Genomic DNA, 19,822 nt, shown 5'->3' on the forward strand with positions numbered 1-19,822 from the left:
CTATGACACTCTAAACTAACTCGATGATCGCCATTTCAGCGTTATCACCACGGCGGCGGACAGTCCGCACAACACGACTATAACCACCTTGGCGATCAGCATAACGATCTTTCGCTTGCTCAAACAAAGCATGAACAAGTTGCTTGTCATACATGTAACCAAGCGCACGACGACGAGCAGCAAGAGAACCATCCTTCGCTAAAGTGACCATACGATCAACTTCGGAGCGAACAGCTTTAGCGCGAGCCTTAGTCGTTTTCACTTGACCATGACGAATGAGCTGAGTCGTCAAAGCACGCAAAAGTGCCTTTCTCTGATCAGCAGGCTTTCCAAGTTGCGGAACGCGGCGACCATGTCTCATTTCTTTGTCCTCCTTAAAATTAATAAACTAAAAAACCAAACAGATTATCTATTTAGCAGCTTTCTCTTCTGGCAAAGTAATTCCAAGACGAGTCTTCAAAGCATCAATCACTTCTTCAGCAGACTTTTGTCCGAAGTTTTTGATTTCTAACAAGTCTTCTTGACTGTAGTCCAAAAGATCAGCAACCGAGTTGATTTGAGCACGTTTCAAGCAATTGTAAGCACGAACAGACAATTGAAGCTCTTCAATCGGGATTTGACTAGTTGGATCTTCATCCTCTTGATAATCATCTTGAATTGCTTCAAGCGTTAGATCTTTAAGAGGGTTAAAGAGTTCAACAGCAATTGAAGCAGCTTGAGACAAGGCTTCTTCGGGCTTAATACCACCGTTAGTCCAAATCTCTAACGTCAATCGATCTTTAACGACATCATTATCAGAATGAATGCTATCAACACTGTAATTAACCTTGGTTACAGGCATAAAAACGGCATCGATTTGCAGAAAATCAAGCGCGCCAGTCTCGTCTTTACCACGTTGAACAGCACGATAACTCTTGCCTTTCTCGATGCGAAACTCCATTTCAAGCTTGGCGCCATCAGCAAGAGTTGCGATGTATTGATTCGGGTCGACCACTTCAACTTCAGAAGGCAAATCAAACTGGGCAGCAGTAACTTGACCAGGACCAGTCGCAACAAGACGACCAATCTGAGGTTGAGGAGTGAAGCTCTTTAGAACAATCTCTTTCATATTGAGAATGATTTCTAAAGCATCCTCACGTACACCAGGAATCGTTGCAAATTCATGGTTAACACCACCAATACGCAGGGCGGTAACCGCTGCCCCCTCTAAGTTAGATAGCAAAATGCGTCTTAGGGAATTCCCTAAAGTAATGCCTTGGCCACGATCTAGAGGCTCAAAAACAAACTTACTATACTGACTTTGGTTTTTATGCGTTTTATTTTCAACGCATTCAATTTGAAACTGTGCCACTCTCTCTTCAATCTCCCTTAATTAAGTGACCGAAATCCTCAAATCAATGAACAATTCGGTTTTACATGCTCCAAGACCACAATTTAAGTGAGTCTATACTCTCCGGCGCTTGGGTGGGCGACAACCATTATGGGGAATTGGAGTAACATCACGGATTAGAGTAATTTCCAAACCAGCTGCCTGAAGTGCTCTGATCGCAGTTTCACGACCAGCACCAGGACCACTAACCATCACCTCGATCTGACGCATACCTTGATCGATTGCTCTTCTTGCTGCATTATCTGCTGCAGTCTGTGCCGCGAAAGGGGTACCTTTTTTAGCACCTTTAAATCCACTTGCACCAGCAGAAGACCAAGAAACAGCGTCACCTTTTGTGTCGCTGATCGTCACAATTGTGTTGTTGAAAGTTGACTGAATGTGCGCGACACCATTAGGAATATTCTTCTTTACCTTTTTAGCGCCACCTTTTTTTTGCCTTGCCATAATTTTTCTAAATCATTCAAAAGTTACGAACATTTTTTATGCCAGGCCAACGGTAAGGTTAGCCATAGGCAATGCTGCCAATATCTAACGTGGAGCTTTCTTCTTACCGGCAACCGTCACACGGCGACCACGACGAGTACGAGCATTGGTACGTGTACGCTGACCGCGAACAGGTAAGCCTTGGCGATGGCGACGGCCTCTGTATGTGCCAATATCAGCTAAACGCTTAATATTCATCGATTCAAAGCGTCTTAGATCACCTTCAATTTGATAATTGTCAGTAATATAAGCACGCAATTTCATCGCGTCTTCATCGGAAAGATCGCGAACTCTGGTGTCTGGGTTTACACCAGTCTTAGCAATAACTTCTTGTGCTTTAGATAAACCAATGCCATAGACATAAGTCAGAGCAACTTCAACGCGTTTATCACGGGGCAAATCAACACCGGCTATTCGTGCCACGATTCTTTCTCCTAGATTATGATGGTGATAATTTAGTAAATAAAAATAAATATAGATATTAAATGAAGCTCTAGCCTTGACGCTGCTTATGCTTCGGGTTCTCACAAATAACCATTACACGCCCACGTCGGCGTATAACACGGCATTTGTCACACATTTTTTTAACGGATGCTCGAACTTTCATAGTTTATTTGCTTTGATACAGCAATTTAAGTCATTAAAATGATGGTGCCTTTCGACAGTCATCTAAAAAAACGCCACAAGTGTTCAATCTTATCAAGATTAAGTCAATATGGCTATCATTCAGCTATCGCTAAATAAATAATGCCAATATCTATTTTTTCCGGAGTCGATAAGTGATTCTTCCTTTGGTTAAGTCGTAAGGGGTTAGTTCAACTTTCACGCGATCGCCAGGAAGAATTTTGATATAGTTCCGGCGAATTTTGCCTGAAATGTGAGCCAAAACATTAAAGCCATTGTCCAAGTCCACTCGGAACATAGCATTGGGCAAGGACTCAGTCACAGTCCCTTCCATTTCGATCAAGTCTTGTTTAGACAAAACAAATAAAGCTCCTCATAACGAATAATTCTAAACAGAAATACAGGATTTCAAATTCTTAGTCACATCTTCCATTTGCTGACTGCCATCAACACTAACCAGAGCTCCCTGCTGCTTATAAAACTCAATTACAGGAGCAGTTTGTTCACGGTAAACATCCAAACGACGACTGATCGTGGATTCATTATCATCCTTACGACCTCGGCCTAACAATCGCTGAACGAGTACAGCGTCAGGAACTTCAAGGTTGAGGGCATGATCACAATTTTGATTCAACTCAGCCAACAGTTTTTCGAGGAACTCTGCCTGGGACACATTCCGCGGAAAACCATCTAAAATCCAGCCTTGCTGTGTATCGGATTCTTGTAACCTTGCTCGTATTAAATCAAGAATAAGAGCATCAGGAACTAGTTCCCCTCGATCCACAAACGCCTGAGCTTGCTTCCCTAAATCAGTTTCTTTGGCGATCGCCGCCCGAAGAATTTCCCCTGTAGAAATATGAGGAATTGAGTAAGACTCAGCAAGGAGTTTGGCTTGAGTGCCTTTCCCAGCTCCGGGAGGACCAAGAAAAATAAGTTTCATCCCTCTACCTATAAAAGAATTAATTATCCTGACGAAATTTGACCAGGTTTATTACAGACTTACTGTTTCACCATGCCTTCATAGCGTTGGGAAATCACATAAGTCTGAATTTGCTTCGCCGTATCAATTGCCACACCTACAAGAATCAACAGTGATGTCGCACCGAAACCCTGCAAAGTTGTAACACCAGTAGCACCTTCAACAAAAGTAGGAACCGTTGCCACCAAGCCGAGGAAAATAGCCCCTAACAAAGTCAAACGATTAATTACTTTCTCGAGATACTCACTAGTAGCACGCCCTGGTCGGATACCAGGAATACTTGACCCCATCTTCTTCAGATTTTGCGACATATCAACCGGATTAACGATTAATGAAGCATAGAAATAACTAAAGAAAAGAATCAGCGTTAAATAAACGATGACGTAAGGGATTCTCCCTGGCTGAAGAAAATTAGTAACACCAACCAAGATGTTGCTTAAAGTGCCTTCCCCCGAAGCTAAACCAACTAAGGAAGAGGGCAAAACCAACACAGCAGAAGCGAAAATGATCGGCATCACGCCACCTTGATTTAGACGCAGTGGCAAATAACTAGTGCGTTCCCGATATAACTTACGACCAACTTGACGTCTCGCAGAAACGATCGGAATACGGCGGGTACCTTCCTGAACGAAGACAATGCCAATAATCATCACTAGAAAAACCAGTAACAAAAGAATGACTTTAGCAATTACAGCTCGTCCGCCAGCTTGGGCAAATTCAATCGTATTGCCAAGAGTACGTGGTAATACAGCCACGATATTGACGAAAATCAATAAAGAAGCACCATTACCTAGACCCTTCTCTGTAATGAGTTCAGAGATCCACATGACAAATACTGAACCAGCAGTAAGCGCCAAAGTTGTTTCAAGAACAAAAGTGAATCCTGGATCCACAGCATAGGGACGAAGAATTTGTAGCGTAATACCAAAACTCTGTAAGGCAGCCCAACCGACAGTAACGTAGCGAATGATCTGAGAAATCTTGCGACGTCCAGCTTCGCCATCATTCTTCTGCATATCTTCCAAAGCAGGAATTGCGGCAGTCATCAATTGCATGATGATTGAGGCGTTAATGTAGGGCAAAATTCCTAGGGCAAAAATACCAACAGCGGATAAACCACCACCAGCAAATACATCTAAGAATCCTAAGAAAGGAGAGTTTTGAATACCAGCACTTAGTGCCGTTCTATCAATTCCGGGAATAGGGATAAAAACACCCAGACGAACAAGGACAAGTAATCCAAGGGTTACAAGCAGTCGACCTCTCAGGCCTGCTGCTTGTGCCATTTGCATAAAAGTTTCTTGTGCTGTCGGTGTTTTTTCGCGACTGACAACCATAATTAAATTCTCTGTGACGATTAAGAGAGATGGGCAATTTCTAAAAAAGTTTTGATTTCTCTTTCAGATGTTAACTTAATCTATCTACCCTTTGGATTTGCCAAGAACTTCGCAGGTACCGCCTGCAGCCTCGATTTTGCTCTGGGCGCTTTTGCTAAATCCAGCAGCTTTAACAGTCAAAGGTACAGTGACTTCACCTTCTCCAAGCACTCTTAAGGGACCATCATTACTAGTAACAATGCCTTTTTCCATAAGAGAACTTAGAGTAACTTCAGTTTTAGCTGCCAGGTCAGCTAACTGGGTTAAATTCACGATTGTGAAATTTTTAGGATTGACAATCGTAAAGTGCTTTAGTTTAGGCACACGGCGATATAAAGGCATTTGGCCACCTTCAAAGCCAGCTTTGGTACCAGTACCAGAACGGGATTTTTGACCCCGCATACCAAAACCACAGCTCGCGCCTTGTCCTGCGGCAATACCTCGGCCAACGCGACGACGGCGTCTTTTTGAGCCAGCTTTGGGAGAAATATCGGATAATTTCATTGTTTTATTGGGTTTAGTTATTGTTATGTCCGCAATTAAAACAGGGTTTAAGCGTAGATCCGTTCAATGGAAACACCACGCTCTTGGGCAACAGAGGAGAAGCTCCGGAGGTTCCCAAGGGCATCGATAGTGGCGCGAGCATTGTTTAACGGACTCTTGGAGCCAAGCTGTTTTGCAAGAATGTTCTTTACACCAGCGAGTTCAAGTACAGTTCGGACTGCACCACCAGCAATTACACCTGTACCAGGGGCAGCGGGGCGCATCATAACTTTTGCACCACCAGCAATGCCATTAACGCGGTGAGTCACTGTATTGGTTTTAGTGAGGGGCACATCAACGACATGCTTTTTAGCATCGGCTACGCCCTTACGAACTGCGCCAATGACATCACCAGCTTTACCAACGCCAACGCCAACTTTGCCTGTTTCGTTACCAATCACAACGATGGCGCGGAAACTCAGTTTTTTACCACCTTTGACAACTTTGCTGACTCGGCGAATCTGGATGACTCGTTCCTGCCAATTCGAATCTTTGTCTTTATTTTTTGATGATTTACGGCGCTTTGCCATTGTTTTTTCCCTATGTGCGTCAACAACAGTTTAGAAGTCTAGTCCAGCTTCTCGGGCAGCTTCTGCTAAAGCTTTTACTCGGCCATGGTAGAGGTTTCCGCCACGGTCAAAAACAACTTTAGTGATTCCTTTTTCGAGGGCACGTTTAGCGATCAGACTACCGACAGCGGAAGAAGCCGCAGTATTACCGCCTGATGCTAATTCTGCACGCAAATCCTTGTCTAAGGTGGATGCAGCAGCTAGGGTATGTTGTTTGTCGTCGTCAATGACTTGGGCATAAATATGCTTGTGGGAACGGAATATCGCCAAACGGGGGCGATCGCCAGAACCTTCGACGCGACGACGAATCCGGTAATGACGACGTTGTGTAAGTTGTTTGCGAGTTGCTTTCATCTTTACTACTTGCCTGCCTTACCTGCTTTACGTCTAACATACTCACCTTGGTAGCGAATACCTTTACCTTTGTAGGGCTCAGGAGGACGAACTGCGCGAACCTTCGCAGCAGTATTACCGACCACTTCTTTATCGATACCAGAGATAATTACTTGAGTATTTTTTTCACCCATCGCAGCAGTAATCCCTTCTGGCATTACCATTTCTACGGGCTTACTATACCCAACGTTCAGAATTAAGGTGTTTCCCTTAACCTGTGCTCGATAACCAACGCCAATAATCTCAAGGCTCTTGCTATATCCATTGGATACGCCTTCAACCATATTTGCGACTAAAGTGCGGCAAAGACCGTGACGCTCACGAGCTGCACGACTTGAATCAACAGGACTAATAACAACAGTATTATCCTCTTGAGCAATCGTTACTTTTTCGGGCAGAGTCCGCTCTAGACTTCCCTTCGGCCCTTTTACAGATACGGACAAACCATTAACTGCAACAGTGACCTTGTCAGGAATCGGAACGGGTTGTTTACCAATACGAGACATTCTTTTTCTCCTGAATATCAGTTTCAGTCACGTTTACCAGACGTAACAGAGAATCTCACCACCGATTCCTTCTTTACGAGCTTGGCGATCAGTCATCACGCCTTTCGAAGTGGAAATAATCGCAATGCCAATTCCACCTAAAACTCTAGGTAAATCTTTGTGGTTACTGTATACGCGTAAACCGGGTTTGCTAACGCGTTGCAGCTTCTGAATAATGGGCTTGCGGTTGCGGCCCTTATACTTCAAAGAAATGACGAGGTATTTACGTACACCTTCGCCGGTTTCTGTGTAGCTCTCAATGAAGCCCTCATCTTTCAAGACTGCAGCAATGCTACGGGTCATGCGGGTGACAGGGACTTTGGTGTTTTCATGCTGTACCATGCACGCATTACGGATGCGCGTCAGCATATCGGAAATGGTATCGTTCGCCGCCATTATTACCTTTAATCTCTCCTAGGATTTAGCTTTCGCGGAAGGGCATGCCCATCGCTTTCAACAACGCGCGACCTTCTTCATCGGTCTTTGCGGTGGTGATGATGGAGATATCCATACCTCGAATTTGATCAATGGAATCGTAGTCAATTTCAGGGAAAATCAGTTGCTCACGAATTCCTAGGCTGTAGTTTCCACGGCCATCGAAACTCTTAGGGCTAATGCCACGGAAGTCACGAATACGAGGAAGTGCCAAACTGACAAGACGATCTAGAAATGCATACATTTTCTCGGAGCGCAGCGTCACCATCACGCCAACAGGCATGCCTTGGCGAATTTTAAAGCCGGCGATCGCCTTTTTAGCGCGGGTGATCACAGGTCTTTGACCTGTAATTGTTGCCAATTCCGCACGGGAAGACTCCATTGCTTTCGCATTAGAAGCAGCTTCTCCGAGACCACGGTTCACTGAGATTTTAATAACCTTAGGAACTTCGTGAATGTTTTTATAACCAAACTGTTCCGTTAGTTTAGGAACAATGGTGTCTTGATAGAGGGTTTTTAGTCGTTGAGACATAGAGCTTAATTTAAACCTCCCTGGGCTTGGTCAGGGAACAATAGAATTAATCGAATATTTCAAAAAAATATTGTCTAAATCTAGTCGATAACTTCGCCAGTCTTTTTCAAAACGCGAACTTTACGACCGTCATCAGTGATTTGGTAACCCACGCGACTGGCAACTTTTTCCTTATCGGAATAGTGCATCACATTGGAGCTATGAATCGGAGCTTCAAAGGTTTGAATCTGACCAGATTCTCCTTCTTGCTGGGGCTTCACATGCTTAGTACGGATATTGACATCCTTAACGATTACCTTGCTGGACTTGGGTAAGGTTTGGAGCACTTCGCCAACTTTACCTTTGTCACGACCGGAAATCACTTGAACGGTATCACCTTTTTTAACGTGCATTTTGTGGCGCGTTGGGGTGGAACTTTTACGTCCTGCCATTTAGATAACCTCCGGTGCGAGGGAAACAATTTTAGTGAAGTTTTTATCCCGCAATTCGCGGGCAACGGGACCAAAAACACGAGTACCTTTGGGGTTGCCTTCAGCGTTGATAATTACAGCAGCGTTGTCATCGAAACGAATACTCATGCCACTTACACGACGTAAGGGCTGACGAGTACGAACGATCACGGCGCGTACGATATCAGACTTTTTGACACCCATATTTGGGATTGCCTCTTTCACAACAGCGATAATTTGATCGCCGATGCCACCGTAGCGACAATTCCCTGTACTCAGAACCCGTAAACACATAAGCTTACGAGCACCGCTGTTATCGGCAACATTTAGATAGGTTTGTTGTTGAATCACGGCTTTGCAGTAAGGGTTAGATAGAAAGGTTAATTACTATTTGAGAATCTCGGCGATCGCCCAGCGTTTAGTTTTGCTAGTGGGAGGCGTCTCGCGAATACGGACGCGATCACCGACCTTGCATTGATTCTCTTCATCGTGGGCCTTAAAACGCTTTGTTTTAACCACGATTTTTTTGTATTTGGGGTGAGGAGAACGGTTCTCTACAGCAACAACGACAGTTTTGTCCATCTTGTCACTGACAACCAATCCCACTCTTTCTTTAGTAGCCATACAGGGTATTTCTCCGACAGTTACTGAGCTTGGAGTTGACGTTGACGTTCAACGGTCATTAGCTGCGCCAAACGATGGCGGGCATGCTTAAACTCATGAGTTTTTTCCAAACGACCCGTTGCTTGTTGCAGACGCAAATCGAATAACTGCTTTTTCACAGCCACAATCTCATCCGCTAGCGCTTGATCGTCGAGTTTACGAGCATCTTCAATCTTGGGTAAAGCCATAATTTAGATGTACTCCACATTACGAGTGACGAACTTAGTTTTAATCGGAAGCTTTTGAGCAGCAAGGCGCATTGCCTCACGTGCAATTTCTTCCTCTACACCATTCATCTCAAACATGATGCGACCAGGCTTGACAACAGCAACCCAAAACTCAGGGTTACCCTTACCAGAACCCATACGAGTTTCAGCAGGACGCATAGTAATTGGCTTGTCTGGGAAGATCCGAATCCAAATCTTACCGCCACGTTTGATGTAACGAGTCATCGCACGACGAGCGGCTTCAATTTGACGAGCGGTAATCCAACTGGGTTCAATCGCTTGGAGGGCAAAATCACCAAATTGAACTGTATTACCACGCTGCGCCATCCCCCGCATACGGCCGCGATGCTGCTTCCGGAATTTTGTACGTTTTGGACTTAGCATTATTTCCTAGTGAAATAGATAGTAAATAGCAGAAACGGAATATCGATAATTACTTATCGACAAAAACGAAACTACTGCTCGCTACGGTCTTCAAACTGTTGACGACGAGCTTTACGACGGGGCATTGGCGCGGCATTTGCAGGAGGAATATCTTCCTGTCCAGGAATAATTTCACCCTTAAAGATCCAGACCTTAATGCCAAGAATGCCGTAGATGGTTTGAGCAGTCTTATAGGAATAGTCGATATCAGCTCTGAGTGTATGCAGAGGAACACGACCTTCACGAACCCACTCAGTACGAGCGATTTCAGCACCATTCAAGCGACCACTCACTTGAATTTTGATGCCTTGAACTTCAGCTCTTTGTGCTCTTTGGATTGCTTGACGAACAACGCGACGGAAAGAAACACGACGTTCTAGCTGTTGAACGATGTACTCAGCAATGAGAGCAGCATCTGCATCAACGCGAGCGACTTCAACGACGTTGATCCGAATTTGACGTTGGTCACCCAAGGCTTGTTGAAGGCCTGTGCGAAGCGCCTCAATACCGGAACCACCACGACCCACAACAACACCAGGACGGGCAGTGTGAATTTCGAGATCAACTTGATCTGCTTTACGCTCGATCAGCACTTTAGAAATGCCAGCATTGTTGAGATTTGCATCAACGTACTGACGAATTTTGTAGTCTTCTTGGAGAAGTTCAGGGTACTGCTTGGAGTCAGCATACCAACGAGATAAGTGCTCCTTTGTAATTCCTAAACGAAAACCAACTGGATGAATTTTTTGTCCCACGGCTTATTCCTTTGCGATAGTGACGATTCGTTAAACGGTATATATCTACTCAGTGGCTCCGGGAGCAACTGCAACAGTAATGTGACAAGTAGGCTTCCGAATTTGGAAAGCGCGACCTTGGGCACGGGGACGATACCGCTTAAGTACTGGACCAGCATCGGCAAAAGCAGTGCTCACGATGAGGCTGGCAGGATCCAAACCTTCATTGTGTTCAGCATTAGCTACAGCGGAACGCAAAACCTTCAAGATAGGCTCGCAAGACCGGTAGGGCATAAATTCAAGGATGATTAAGGCTTCACGGTAGCTACGACCACGAATCTGATCCAACACCCGTCGTACTTTACGGGGAGACATCCGGATATAGCGGGCGATCGCCTTAACTTCGTTTGTAGTATCGATAGACATAATTTGTTATTAACCCTTATCGACGTGCTTTCTTGTCACTTCTTGCATGGCCTTTGAAAGTCCGAGTTGGCGCAAATTCCCCCAACTTGTGACCCACCATCTGCTCAGAAATAAAGACAGGTACATGCTGACGACCGTTATGAACAGCAATCGTATGACCTACCATCTGAGGCAGAATTGTCGAAGCCCGAGACCAAGTTTTAATGACCTGCTTATCACCAGCAGCATTAAGCTTGTCAATCTTTTTTAAGAGACTATCCGCAATAAACGGACCTTTTTTTAATGAACGACCCATAACTTTTTAATCGAGTGTGATGAACAAAAAGGGATTAACGACGACGACGTACGATCAAAGAGCTACTTTGCTTCTTCTTCTTACGAGTCTTCTTACCGAGTGCAGGCTTACCCCAAGGAGTTACAGGACCACTACGACCGATGGGCGCCCGACCCTCACCACCACCATGGGGGTGATCAACAGGGTTCATCACACTACCGCGGACTTGGGGACGACGGCCAAGATGACGAGTACGACCCGCTTTACCTAGCTTTAGGTTACGAGCTTCAGCATTACCGACCTTACCGATCGTTGCATAACACTCTTTTCTAACCATGCGCACTTCCTTAGAAGGCAGCTTGATAGTGACGTAGTCACCTTCTTTCGCAACGAGCTGAGCAAAACCACCAGCAGTACGAACCATTTGTCCGCCACGGCCAGCATAAAGCTCAATGTTGTGAATCTCAGTACCAAGAGGAATCTTGTAAAGCGGTAAAGCGTTGCCAATTTCAAAAGCAGCGCTTTCACCAGCCATGATTTTGTCGCCAACACCGAGACCAGCAGGCTGGAGAATATAACGCTTCTCACCATCCTCATATTGCACTAATGCAATACGAGCATTACGGTTCGGGTCATATTCGATCGCAACAACATCCGCGAACATGTCACGCTTGTCACGACGGAAGTCGATCATGCGATACAAACGCTTATGACCACCACCACGGTGACGACAAGTAATCACACCACGGTTATTGCGACCTTTTTTACGGTGCTTGTACTTAGTAAGTGATTTTTCTGGTTTGGATTTTGTAATATCCGAAAAGTCGGAGACAGTGGCCTGACGAGTTCCCGGAGTATATGGTCTAAATGAACGAATACCCATGATTTATTCAAGTAAATGACGACTATACTTCAGGGAACAAAGTGATTGTGTCCCCTTCTGCCAAAGTAACGACAGCACGCTTATATTGGGGTTTAAAACCCATGAAGCGACCGACACGACGCTTTTTGCGAGGTAGACGGGCTGTGTTGATTTTGACAACTTTGACTTCAAACAAGTCTTCGATTGCAGCTTTAATATCTGTTTTTGTTGCGGTTAAGACAACGTCAAACACATACTTATTTTCCTCAAGCTGAATTGTTGCTTTCTCGCTCACAATTGGCTTCAGAATTAAATCTGCAAGATCGCGGGTCTGAACGCGACTAGTCATTGTAAACCTCCTGAATCTTGGCTAATGCTTCGGATGTCACAACAATTTTGTTGGCATTGAGGATATCGAACACGTTTAAACCATTTGCAGGAATGAGCTTCAATGAAGCAACATTACGAGCAGACAGGTGAACATTTTCGGCAAGCTCATCCATGATTAGCAGAACCTTTTGGTCAGACTCAACGCCCCAACGATTCATCGCAGCGAGTAAATCTTTGGTTTTGGGAGCTGTGAGCTGAGCGGCAAAGCTTTCGACCACAATAAGGTCTTCAGCACGGCTTTGGAATGCAGTTCTTAGAGCTAAACGACGCTCTTTGCGATTCATTTTGAGGTTGTATTCTTTAGGCTTAGGGCCGAAGATTACACCACCACCACGCCATAGAGGTGATCGCGAAGAACCAGCTCTAGCACGGCCAGTACCTTTTTGACGCCAAGGCTTACGACCACCACCGCGAACTTCAGAACGCGTTTTGGAGGAGGATGTTCCCTGACGAGCATTGTTTAATTGACGCACAAGGGCACGGTGCACAATGTGCGATGCATTTTCTTCTTTGGCGACTTTTAGATCGAGATCAGCTTTACCGACCTCGTCTCCTTGCCAATTTTTTACGGTGCAGTTAACCATAGTGATGAAGTATCGGATTATCGGTTATCTGGTGCTCAAGATTATGAAATCTGAGCTGTATTACATATTTAGATTGAATAAATAGTTAAAGATAGTCGGCTACAAATATTGAGCCAAAATCATTAATTTATTTCTGACCTACGATATTGCTAGGTGCAATACTCAATAGGTTGCCAGCTTTACCCGGGACAGCGCCTTTGATGAGTAAGAGATTACGCTCTCCATCAACGCGAACAACTTCGAGTTTACGAACAGTAATTTTCGTACCGCCATAACGACCAGCCATTCGCTTACCAGGATAGACACGACCAGGAGTCGTACCAGCACCAGTAGAACCAGGCTGACGATGGTTCTTAGAACCATGAGTCATAGGGCCTCGCTTAAAGTTGTGACGCTTTTGGTAACCAGCAAAACCACGTCCAATCGTATTACCAGAAACATCAACAGTTTGACCTGCTTCAAAGATGTCAGCGGTGATGGATTGTCCGAGCTCATAGGAAGATACGTCATCAAGACGATATTCCTTAAGGTGACGCAACGGTGTTGCACCAGCTTTGCTGAGGTGTCCTAGTTCGGGCTTAGATAAAGCCTTTTCTTTTACGTCGCCATAACCAATTTGTACAGAAGCATAGCCGTCTGTATCAGAAGTTTTGACTTGGGTAACAGTACAAGGACCAGCTTGAACAACAGTTACAGGGATTGCTGCCCCTGTTTCCTGATCAAAGATCTGGGTCATACCGAGTTTAGTGCCGAGGATACCGAGTGACACGGAACAAAGACCTCTTATCTACTAATAGACAACATTAAAAATCGAGCAGAAATAATATGAACCGCTCCGCAAGGAAGTTGTGGTTCTTGTCTTCTACTCTTGTGAGTATTCAGAGTGTTTTGATTCTCTGAAAGACTTTAGGGATGCAGGTATCTCGTGGATACAAACTTCGCCCAAGACTTAAAAACAAAATTTGCTTTCAGTATCTTGATACGACTGCAAACGTTTGGTTAACTGCGGAAAACCCGAACTACTAGCAAGTGCTTAGGGTTACCGTAAACCTCGGTGACGGACTCGAACATACTTAATGCTTTTCCAGACTCTGTAGCAAATGAACTCTCAGTAATCCGAAAGTATGCTCAGTGCTATGCAAAGAAAATGTATATTTAGTCACAAGCAGCGATTATAGACTATCCATCGGTGAGATGCAAGCTCAAGTTTCAAATAGCCTCGATGGTTGCAGAGTATGGCGATCGCCATTTGGGAATAGCATAAGGTGTTACGATTGCCACAGAACAGAGAAAAGTGATTATACATAAAAGGGAAAGAACGCAATAATGCAAGAGTTCACGAAGTCGATATCTTTCGATGGGCGAGAGATTCGATTAACAACAGGCTTATTAGCGCCTCAGGCTGGCGGCTCCGTCCTTATCGAATCAGGGGAAACCGCCGTTTTAGTAAGTGCAACAACAGCGCCAGGTAGAGAAGGCATTGATTTCTTACCGCTGCTGGTGGACTACGAAGAGAGATTATATGCAGCAGGTCGTATCCCCGGTGGATTTCTCAGACGAGAAGGTCGTCCCCCAGAACGGGCAACATTGACATCTCGTTTGATTGACCGTCCAATGCGTCCTTTATTTCCCCAGTGGATCCGGGATGACATCCAGATTGTAGCCACAACGATGTCTATGGATGAGGATGTTCCCCCAGATGTTTTGGCCGTCACAGGAGCATCTGTCGCAACATTACTCGCAGGCTTACCCTTCTACGGGCCAATGGCTGCTGTGCGAGTCGGTTTAGTTGGTGATGATTTCATCCTCAATCCGACCTACCGTGAGATCCTTAGCGGTGACCTTGACCTCATTGTGGCAGGAACGCCAGAAGGGGTAATCATGGTTGAAGCAGGGGCAAATCAATTGCCTGAGCAAGACATGATTGAGGCAATCGATTTTGCTTATGAAGCCATTCAAGAACTGATCGATAGTCAACTTGAATTGATTAAAGAACTTGGCATCGAAATTGTTAAGGCTGAATCACCAGCAAAAGAAGAAGATTTAGAGTCTTTCATTGCAAAGCAAGCATCAGCAAAAATCAAAAAGATTTTAAGTCAGTTTGATCTCGATAAGAGTGGTCGTGATGCTGCATTAGATGAGATCAAAGCGAACGACATTGTCGCAGCGATTGAAGCAATGCCGGAAGATAATGAGCTGCGTGTAAAGACTGCTGAGAATAAAAAGCTCGTTGGCAATACATTCAAAGCATTAACGAAAAAGTTGATGCGAGCACAGATCGTTGAGGATGGTGTACGAGTCGATGGTCGCAAACTCGATCAAGTTCGCCCTATTTCCTGTAAAACTGAGGTTTTACCTCGTGCCGTGCATGGCAGTGGTCTGTTTAATCGTGGTTTAACTCAAGTTCTTTCCATCGTCACCTTGGGGACACCGGGTGATGCCCAGGATATGGATGACCTCCATCCCTCTGATGAGAAGCGTTATCTCCACCACTACAACTTCCCTCCTTATTCTGTTGGTGAAACTCGTCCTATGCGATCGCCAGGTCGTCGGGAGATTGGTCACGGTGCTTTAGCGGAACGTGCCTTAATTCCTGTATTACCAGCAAAAGATGAATTCCCCTATGTGATTCGTGTGGTTTCGGAAGTCTTATCTTCCAATGGTTCCACATCAATGGGTTCTGTTTGTGGTTCGACGCTATCGCTTATGGATGCAGGGGTTCCGATTGCCAAGCCCGTTAGTGGTGCTGCAATGGGTCTCATTAAAGAAGGCGATGAAGTTCGAATTCTTACTGACATCCAAGGTATCGAAGATTTCCTTGGCGACATGGACTTCAAAGTGGCGGGTACTGCCGATGGTATTACTGCGCTGCAAATGGACATGAAAATCACAGGCCTAGCGGTTGATGTGATTGCAGAAGCCATCAACAAAGCACTCCCTGCTCGCTTGCATATTTTGGAGAAGATGACTGACGTTATCGACAAGCCTAAAGAGCTTTCTCCTTCTGCACCTCGTCTACTTACCATCAAGATCGATCCTGACCTCATCGGCATGGTTATTGGACCAGGCGGTAAGACAATTAAGAGTATTACTGAGCAGACCCGCGCCAAGGTTGATATCGCTGACGACGGTACAGTGACCATCGCGTCTTCTGAGTCAGAAAATGCAGAAAATGCCAAGAAGATGATTGTCAATATGACTCGTAAATTGGGTGAGGGCGACGTCTTCTTCGGTAAGGTGACGCGCATCATTCAAATCGGTGCATTTGTCGAAATCCTCCCTGGCAAAGAAGGAATGATCCACATTTCGCAACTCGCAGAAGGTCGTGTCGGCAAAGTGGAAGATGAAGTCGCCGTAGGTGATGAAGTGGTCGTTAAAGTCCGCGAAATCGACAATAAAGGTCGTATTAATCTCACTCGTCTCGGCATTCACCCTGACGAAGCTGCTGCTGCTCGCGAAGAAGCACAGTAAAGAGATTTTTCAGAAAAAACTTAAGTCATTAAGTCTAGTTTGATGGTAACAATCCTCCAAGTTCTGGGGGATTTTTCTTTTGTTTAGATCGCTGTATTAACGGGTTATGATGTGGCTTGGCGATCGCACAAGGACAAGGTTCAACATTGTGGACTACGATCTAGTCATCATTGGGGCAACACAGACAGGATTAGTTTTAGCGAAGAAGGCGATCGCCCAAAGATTGCGAGTGGCATTAGTACAACAGGTTGCCCAGCCATTACAAGATATTCAGTTACGAGCTTTAGAAAGAATTGTATTGGGCTGTGCTGCCCATTCGAGTGGGGAGAAGTTGAGACAGGAAATAAGCAAGGCGATCGCTTCTACAGATTTTTATGAGCCTCTCGTTAAGCTGATGGACAAAGGTGTCGATGTCATTCCGGAAGTGGGAAAATTCCAGATAGAATCCAACCCTATCTTTGTCACTGAAACTCGCACTTTAAAGAGCAAGAATTATGCGATCACCACGAGTACAGTTTGGGAAAAATCAGATGATCCCAAAATGTTGACACTGCCTGATTTTCTGAAACCGGAAACTTGGCAGAGTTTAAATCAAACGATTATTTTTAAAGGGATTACACCAGAATTAATGACATTAGCTTACGGTCTATCTCAGCAAGGCAAAAAAATTCAATTATTACTTGGTGCTCAATTCTTTGGCACAGAAGACCAACAGCTAACCCATCGTCTCCAAACATTTCTCGAAGTCGCAGGAATTGAAGTCTATCGAAATACTTCAATTACAGAGCAAGCAGAATTCCTCCAGCAGGAAAATGCCTATATTATTGATAGTGATCTCCTGCAAGGAAAAATCAACTCACTAAATCTATCGCCAAAGCATTTTCGGACTCAAAAGTCGTACTTAAAGGTCAACCACAAGCTTCAAACATCAACACTAAATATTTACGGTTGCGGGTCAATTTTGGGAGGTTATGATTTACCGGAGTTGGCGATCGCCGAAGCAGATTTTTTAATACAGTCTTTAATCCACAAGAAACGACCAATTTCACCCTATCCTTTAACGCCCTACCGTCTGTTTGAACCTTATCCATTTGACCATGTGGGTTACCAAGGAAAGTATTTACCGCCTGATGCCATCACTCAAGAAAAAACTTTCTTTTTGGACTATGTTGATCAACTTCGTTTTCCGATGGATTTAACGATTAAGCTATGGCTCACAGTTGATCAAAAAATGCTTGGGGCAACAGTGCTCGGCGATCACTCTGGAAAGTTAATTTATGCTTGCCGAGATTTAATTAAAACAAAGCAACCCTTTCAGTCATGGGACAATCTCCTAGAATATGCGGGGATAGCGGCGGAGATTTGCTGGTAATGGATGCAAAATTTATTGTTTTTGAAGGGATTGATGGCTCGGGCAGTTCCACTCAAGCAGAGCTTTTATACCAACACTTTCAGGCAGAAAATATCGCGGCGGTGCTCAGTCCAGAACCTTCCAACGGCATGATTGGCAATATGGTGCGGGAAGCGTTACGCAAACGTATTCGTTTCACGGAAGACCCAGCACAATTTAATCGTCAGATGGCCTATCTCTTCGCAGGCGATCGCCACGACCATTTGTATAACGAAATTGATGGCGTGATGAAACGGCTTAAGGCTGACACTCAGGTCATTACAACGCGCTATTATTTTTCTTCCCTTGCCTATAACGCCAATAGCCCAGAAGAATATGAGTTTATTTATCGACTCAATCAAGATTTTCCCAATCCCGATATGGTCTTTTATTTTGACCTGCCCGTCGAAGTTGCTTTAGAAAGAGTGAATCGGCGATCGCACCAAGAAATTTACGAAACCCAGACGAAATTAACCCAAGTCCGCAATAACTACGAACAGGTTTTTTCTGATTATCAAGGGAATTGGCTGAAACTCGATGCCACCCAACCTCCAAAAAAAATTCACCAAACTATTTTGCAAACCCTTACTCAGACGTTTGAATCTGGTCAGGACTAGGCGGCTCGCCAAATCCATCGATGGGTTGCAACTCTAGCTCAAAACCATCCGGCGGCGGTAATGCTTGATCACTTTGCAGCGGTTCAAATTGAAAATCATTAGAGGGTTGAAAAGTAGGAACCCGTGGAATTGTTGGGTTTACAGGGGTCACACCAGGATTTTGATTTTCATCGAAAAAGCTATCAAGATTTTGTGTCCCACTCTGGGAACCAGACACTGTCCCTAATGCCACCCGCGTCCCGCCAATCTCTTTGAGCCAGTCGAGCACTTGCATCACTTCTTGATAAGAACGGGTTTCAGATGCATTTAAAATCACTAAACCCTGGGGATTACGCTCTAGATAGTCTTCTAAAATTTGAGTGAACTGCGTTTGGGTTTGAATGAGCTGTTTCTCGACATAAATTTGGCCAAAGTCAGTCAAACTGACGATCACCATGTTTGGCATCTGTACCGTGCCACTGTCTGCGGAGGGCAAGTCAAGGTTAATTGCCTGCTGTCGAGAAAGATTGACCGCTGCCAAAATAAAGAAGGTTAAGACGCAGAAAATCACATCGATAAGCGGAATAATTTCGATGCGTAAATCTTGAGTTGATTCTTCTTGCCACAGTTTGAAAGGGCGTAATCCCAGGGTATTTAGCTTCGGATTCGCACTCGGACGATCACTACCGTTACTCATGGTTTTCTTCTCCCGAGGCTACTGGGGCGATCGCCGTCGCATTATCATCATCTGTATTTTCTGTGACAGGTTCAGCATCTGGGGAAACGGTGGGCATCGGTAGACCTTCCACAAAATTTTGCCGATAAAGCACTTCTAGTTCACTGCCAGCCTGACGGAATAACCGCACCTGATTACTCGATAGTGATTGGAATAACCGATAAAACGCCAAACTCACAATAGCCACCACCAGACCAGAAGCCGTTGAGATAAGTGATTCACCGATACCAAGGGTAACCCCGGCTGTAGAATCTGTCCCAAGGTCACTCAGCTGAATCGAACCGAGGGAATTAATTAGACCTAAGACAGTACCAAGCAAACCCAGCAAAGGTGATAACGCAATCACCGCCTCGAGTAATTTTTCACCACGACGCATTGAGGCTAATTCTTCATCCGCAGCAGCTTCAAGGGCTAGGTGAAAAATCTCTGGGTCAGTACATTCTTGTCTAAGGGGAGCATAAAGAAAACGACCGAGGGGATGGCCTTGGCAAGTGCGGGCAATTTCACTTACTGCCTGCCATTGATAATGGGCTGCATCCAAAATTTTGTCCTGAACACGCTGACTTTTTTGGATCACTTTCCACCAAAACCATAGCCGCTCAATAATCGTGCTGAGGGCCATGATCGAGAGCAGAATTAATGGCCACATGGCGAGGCCACCTCGATTGATCATCTCAAAAAAATTCACGCCGTTACTTTACTCCAATCACACATAAGCTCTGTCTAAT

The 19,822-nt window shown here is 44.9% G+C and carries 31 protein-coding genes; 3 read left to right on the forward strand and 28 right to left on the reverse strand.

What is annotated here, in order from left to right; genetic code table 11:
• Positions 1-10: 10 nt before the first annotated feature.
• The 26 genes from rplQ to rplC all read right to left on the reverse strand — a co-directional run bounded on the left by rplQ (position 11) and on the right by rplC (position 13,670).
• The gene (gene rplQ / locus LEPTO7376_RS22335) at positions 11-361 is read right to left on the reverse strand and encodes a 50S ribosomal protein L17 (RefSeq protein WP_015136273.1); all 351 of its coding nucleotides are present in this window, start codon (positions 359-361) and stop codon (positions 11-13) included.
• A gap of 48 nt (positions 362-409) precedes the next feature.
• Complete coding sequence (locus LEPTO7376_RS22340; RefSeq protein ID WP_015136274.1) at positions 410-1,351, reverse strand: DNA-directed RNA polymerase subunit alpha; 942 nt, start codon at positions 1,349-1,351, stop codon at positions 410-412.
• A 93-nt stretch (positions 1,352-1,444) separates the two neighbouring features.
• The gene (gene rpsK, locus LEPTO7376_RS22345; RefSeq protein ID WP_015136275.1) at positions 1,445-1,834 is read right to left on the reverse strand and encodes a 30S ribosomal protein S11; all 390 of its coding nucleotides are present in this window, start codon (positions 1,832-1,834) and stop codon (positions 1,445-1,447) included.
• A gap of 84 nt (positions 1,835-1,918) precedes the next feature.
• Positions 1,919-2,296 (reverse strand): 30S ribosomal protein S13, encoded by a 378-nt coding sequence (rpsM, locus tag LEPTO7376_RS22350; protein WP_015136276.1) that lies wholly within the window; start codon positions 2,294-2,296, stop codon positions 1,919-1,921.
• Between the two features lie 70 nt (positions 2,297-2,366).
• Positions 2,367-2,480: a 50S ribosomal protein L36 gene (rpmJ, locus tag LEPTO7376_RS25390; RefSeq protein ID WP_015136277.1), complete on the reverse strand. Its 114-nt coding sequence runs from the start codon at positions 2,478-2,480 to the stop codon at positions 2,367-2,369.
• A 150-nt stretch (positions 2,481-2,630) separates the two neighbouring features.
• Positions 2,631-2,855: a translation initiation factor IF-1 gene (gene infA / locus LEPTO7376_RS22355; RefSeq protein WP_006276978.1), complete on the reverse strand. Its 225-nt coding sequence runs from the start codon at positions 2,853-2,855 to the stop codon at positions 2,631-2,633.
• 30 nt (positions 2,856-2,885) lie between these two features.
• Positions 2,886-3,437, reverse strand: a complete 552-nt coding sequence (locus tag LEPTO7376_RS22360) for an adenylate kinase (RefSeq protein WP_015136278.1) — start codon at positions 3,435-3,437, stop codon at positions 2,886-2,888.
• Between the two features lie 59 nt (positions 3,438-3,496).
• Positions 3,497-4,813: a preprotein translocase subunit SecY gene (secY, locus tag LEPTO7376_RS22365; RefSeq protein WP_015136279.1), complete on the reverse strand. Its 1,317-nt coding sequence runs from the start codon at positions 4,811-4,813 to the stop codon at positions 3,497-3,499.
• Positions 4,814-4,897: 84 nt separating this feature from the next.
• A complete protein-coding gene (rplO, locus tag LEPTO7376_RS22370; protein WP_015136280.1) occupies positions 4,898-5,356 on the reverse strand; it encodes a 50S ribosomal protein L15 in 459 nt (152 codons plus the stop codon).
• Between the two features lie 47 nt (positions 5,357-5,403).
• Entirely contained in the window at positions 5,404-5,925 is a 522-nt protein-coding gene (gene rpsE, locus LEPTO7376_RS22375) for a 30S ribosomal protein S5 (RefSeq protein WP_015136281.1), read from the reverse strand.
• Between the two features lie 30 nt (positions 5,926-5,955).
• Complete coding sequence (gene rplR / locus LEPTO7376_RS22380; protein WP_015136282.1) at positions 5,956-6,318, reverse strand: 50S ribosomal protein L18; 363 nt, start codon at positions 6,316-6,318, stop codon at positions 5,956-5,958.
• Positions 6,319-6,323: 5 nt separating this feature from the next.
• Positions 6,324-6,863, reverse strand: coding sequence for a 50S ribosomal protein L6 (rplF, locus tag LEPTO7376_RS22385; protein WP_015136283.1), 540 nt, complete (start codon positions 6,861-6,863; stop codon positions 6,324-6,326).
• 33 nt (positions 6,864-6,896) lie between these two features.
• A complete protein-coding gene (gene rpsH / locus LEPTO7376_RS22390; RefSeq protein ID WP_015136284.1) occupies positions 6,897-7,298 on the reverse strand; it encodes a 30S ribosomal protein S8 in 402 nt (133 codons plus the stop codon).
• A gap of 25 nt (positions 7,299-7,323) precedes the next feature.
• Positions 7,324-7,869 (reverse strand): 50S ribosomal protein L5, encoded by a 546-nt coding sequence (gene rplE, locus LEPTO7376_RS22395; protein ID WP_015136285.1) that lies wholly within the window; start codon positions 7,867-7,869, stop codon positions 7,324-7,326.
• An 80-nt stretch (positions 7,870-7,949) separates the two neighbouring features.
• Positions 7,950-8,300 carry a 50S ribosomal protein L24 gene (rplX, locus tag LEPTO7376_RS22400; protein WP_015136286.1) on the reverse strand — a complete coding sequence of 117 codons (351 nt, stop codon included), beginning with the start codon at positions 8,298-8,300 and terminating at the stop codon, positions 7,950-7,952.
• Positions 8,301-8,669 (reverse strand): 50S ribosomal protein L14, encoded by a 369-nt coding sequence (rplN, locus tag LEPTO7376_RS22405; RefSeq protein WP_015136287.1) that lies wholly within the window; start codon positions 8,667-8,669, stop codon positions 8,301-8,303.
• A 36-nt stretch (positions 8,670-8,705) separates the two neighbouring features.
• Positions 8,706-8,942 carry a 30S ribosomal protein S17 gene (gene rpsQ, locus LEPTO7376_RS22410; RefSeq protein ID WP_015136288.1) on the reverse strand — a complete coding sequence of 79 codons (237 nt, stop codon included), beginning with the start codon at positions 8,940-8,942 and terminating at the stop codon, positions 8,706-8,708.
• 20 nt (positions 8,943-8,962) lie between these two features.
• Positions 8,963-9,169, reverse strand: a complete 207-nt coding sequence (rpmC, locus tag LEPTO7376_RS22415) for a 50S ribosomal protein L29 (RefSeq protein WP_015136289.1) — start codon at positions 9,167-9,169, stop codon at positions 8,963-8,965.
• Positions 9,170-9,172: 3 nt separating this feature from the next.
• Entirely contained in the window at positions 9,173-9,592 is a 420-nt protein-coding gene (rplP, locus tag LEPTO7376_RS22420; protein WP_015136290.1) for a 50S ribosomal protein L16, read from the reverse strand.
• Positions 9,593-9,663: 71 nt separating this feature from the next.
• Positions 9,664-10,386 (reverse strand): 30S ribosomal protein S3, encoded by a 723-nt coding sequence (gene rpsC, locus LEPTO7376_RS22425; protein WP_015136291.1) that lies wholly within the window; start codon positions 10,384-10,386, stop codon positions 9,664-9,666.
• A 45-nt stretch (positions 10,387-10,431) separates the two neighbouring features.
• The gene (rplV, locus tag LEPTO7376_RS22430) at positions 10,432-10,791 is read right to left on the reverse strand and encodes a 50S ribosomal protein L22 (protein ID WP_015136292.1); all 360 of its coding nucleotides are present in this window, start codon (positions 10,789-10,791) and stop codon (positions 10,432-10,434) included.
• A gap of 16 nt (positions 10,792-10,807) precedes the next feature.
• Positions 10,808-11,086: a 30S ribosomal protein S19 gene (rpsS, locus tag LEPTO7376_RS22435; protein ID WP_015136293.1), complete on the reverse strand. Its 279-nt coding sequence runs from the start codon at positions 11,084-11,086 to the stop codon at positions 10,808-10,810.
• Positions 11,087-11,120: 34 nt separating this feature from the next.
• Positions 11,121-11,948, reverse strand: coding sequence for a 50S ribosomal protein L2 (gene rplB / locus LEPTO7376_RS22440; protein ID WP_015136294.1), 828 nt, complete (start codon positions 11,946-11,948; stop codon positions 11,121-11,123).
• Between the two features lie 22 nt (positions 11,949-11,970).
• Positions 11,971-12,276: a 50S ribosomal protein L23 gene (locus LEPTO7376_RS22445; RefSeq protein WP_015136295.1), complete on the reverse strand. Its 306-nt coding sequence runs from the start codon at positions 12,274-12,276 to the stop codon at positions 11,971-11,973.
• Positions 12,269-12,901, reverse strand: coding sequence for a 50S ribosomal protein L4 (rplD, locus tag LEPTO7376_RS22450; RefSeq protein WP_015136296.1), 633 nt, complete (start codon positions 12,899-12,901; stop codon positions 12,269-12,271). The genes LEPTO7376_RS22445 and rplD overlap by 8 nt, the downstream gene beginning before the upstream one ends.
• A 127-nt stretch (positions 12,902-13,028) precedes the next feature.
• Positions 13,029-13,670 (reverse strand): 50S ribosomal protein L3, encoded by a 642-nt coding sequence (gene rplC / locus LEPTO7376_RS22455; RefSeq protein ID WP_015136297.1) that lies wholly within the window; start codon positions 13,668-13,670, stop codon positions 13,029-13,031.
• Positions 13,671-14,227: 557 nt separating this feature from the next.
• On the opposite strand from rplC, the gene LEPTO7376_RS22460 reads away from it, so the two are divergent.
• The 3 genes from LEPTO7376_RS22460 to tmk all read left to right on the forward strand — a co-directional run bounded on the left by LEPTO7376_RS22460 (position 14,228) and on the right by tmk (position 18,379).
• Positions 14,228-16,372: a polyribonucleotide nucleotidyltransferase gene (locus LEPTO7376_RS22460; RefSeq protein WP_015136298.1), complete on the forward strand. Its 2,145-nt coding sequence runs from the start codon at positions 14,228-14,230 to the stop codon at positions 16,370-16,372.
• Between the two features lie 148 nt (positions 16,373-16,520).
• Positions 16,521-17,744 (forward strand): hypothetical protein, encoded by a 1,224-nt coding sequence (locus LEPTO7376_RS22465; RefSeq protein WP_041764450.1) that lies wholly within the window; start codon positions 16,521-16,523, stop codon positions 17,742-17,744.
• A complete protein-coding gene (tmk, locus tag LEPTO7376_RS22470) occupies positions 17,744-18,379 on the forward strand; it encodes a dTMP kinase (RefSeq protein ID WP_015136300.1) in 636 nt (211 codons plus the stop codon). The genes LEPTO7376_RS22465 and tmk overlap by 1 nt, the downstream gene beginning before the upstream one ends.
• On the opposite strand, the gene LEPTO7376_RS22475 is transcribed toward tmk, so the two are convergent.
• The gene (locus LEPTO7376_RS22475; RefSeq protein ID WP_015136301.1) at positions 18,348-19,055 is read right to left on the reverse strand and encodes a biopolymer transporter ExbD; all 708 of its coding nucleotides are present in this window, start codon (positions 19,053-19,055) and stop codon (positions 18,348-18,350) included. The two genes, tmk and LEPTO7376_RS22475, sit on opposite strands and share 32 nt — an antisense overlap.
• Positions 19,048-19,782 (reverse strand): MotA/TolQ/ExbB proton channel family protein, encoded by a 735-nt coding sequence (locus tag LEPTO7376_RS22480; RefSeq protein WP_015136302.1) that lies wholly within the window; start codon positions 19,780-19,782, stop codon positions 19,048-19,050. The genes LEPTO7376_RS22475 and LEPTO7376_RS22480 overlap by 8 nt, the downstream gene beginning before the upstream one ends.
• Positions 19,783-19,822 lie beyond the last annotated feature (40 nt).

This window comes from [Leptolyngbya] sp. PCC 7376, assembly GCF_000316605.1.
Lineage (GTDB): Bacteria > Cyanobacteriota > Cyanobacteriia > Cyanobacteriales > MRBY01 > MRBY01.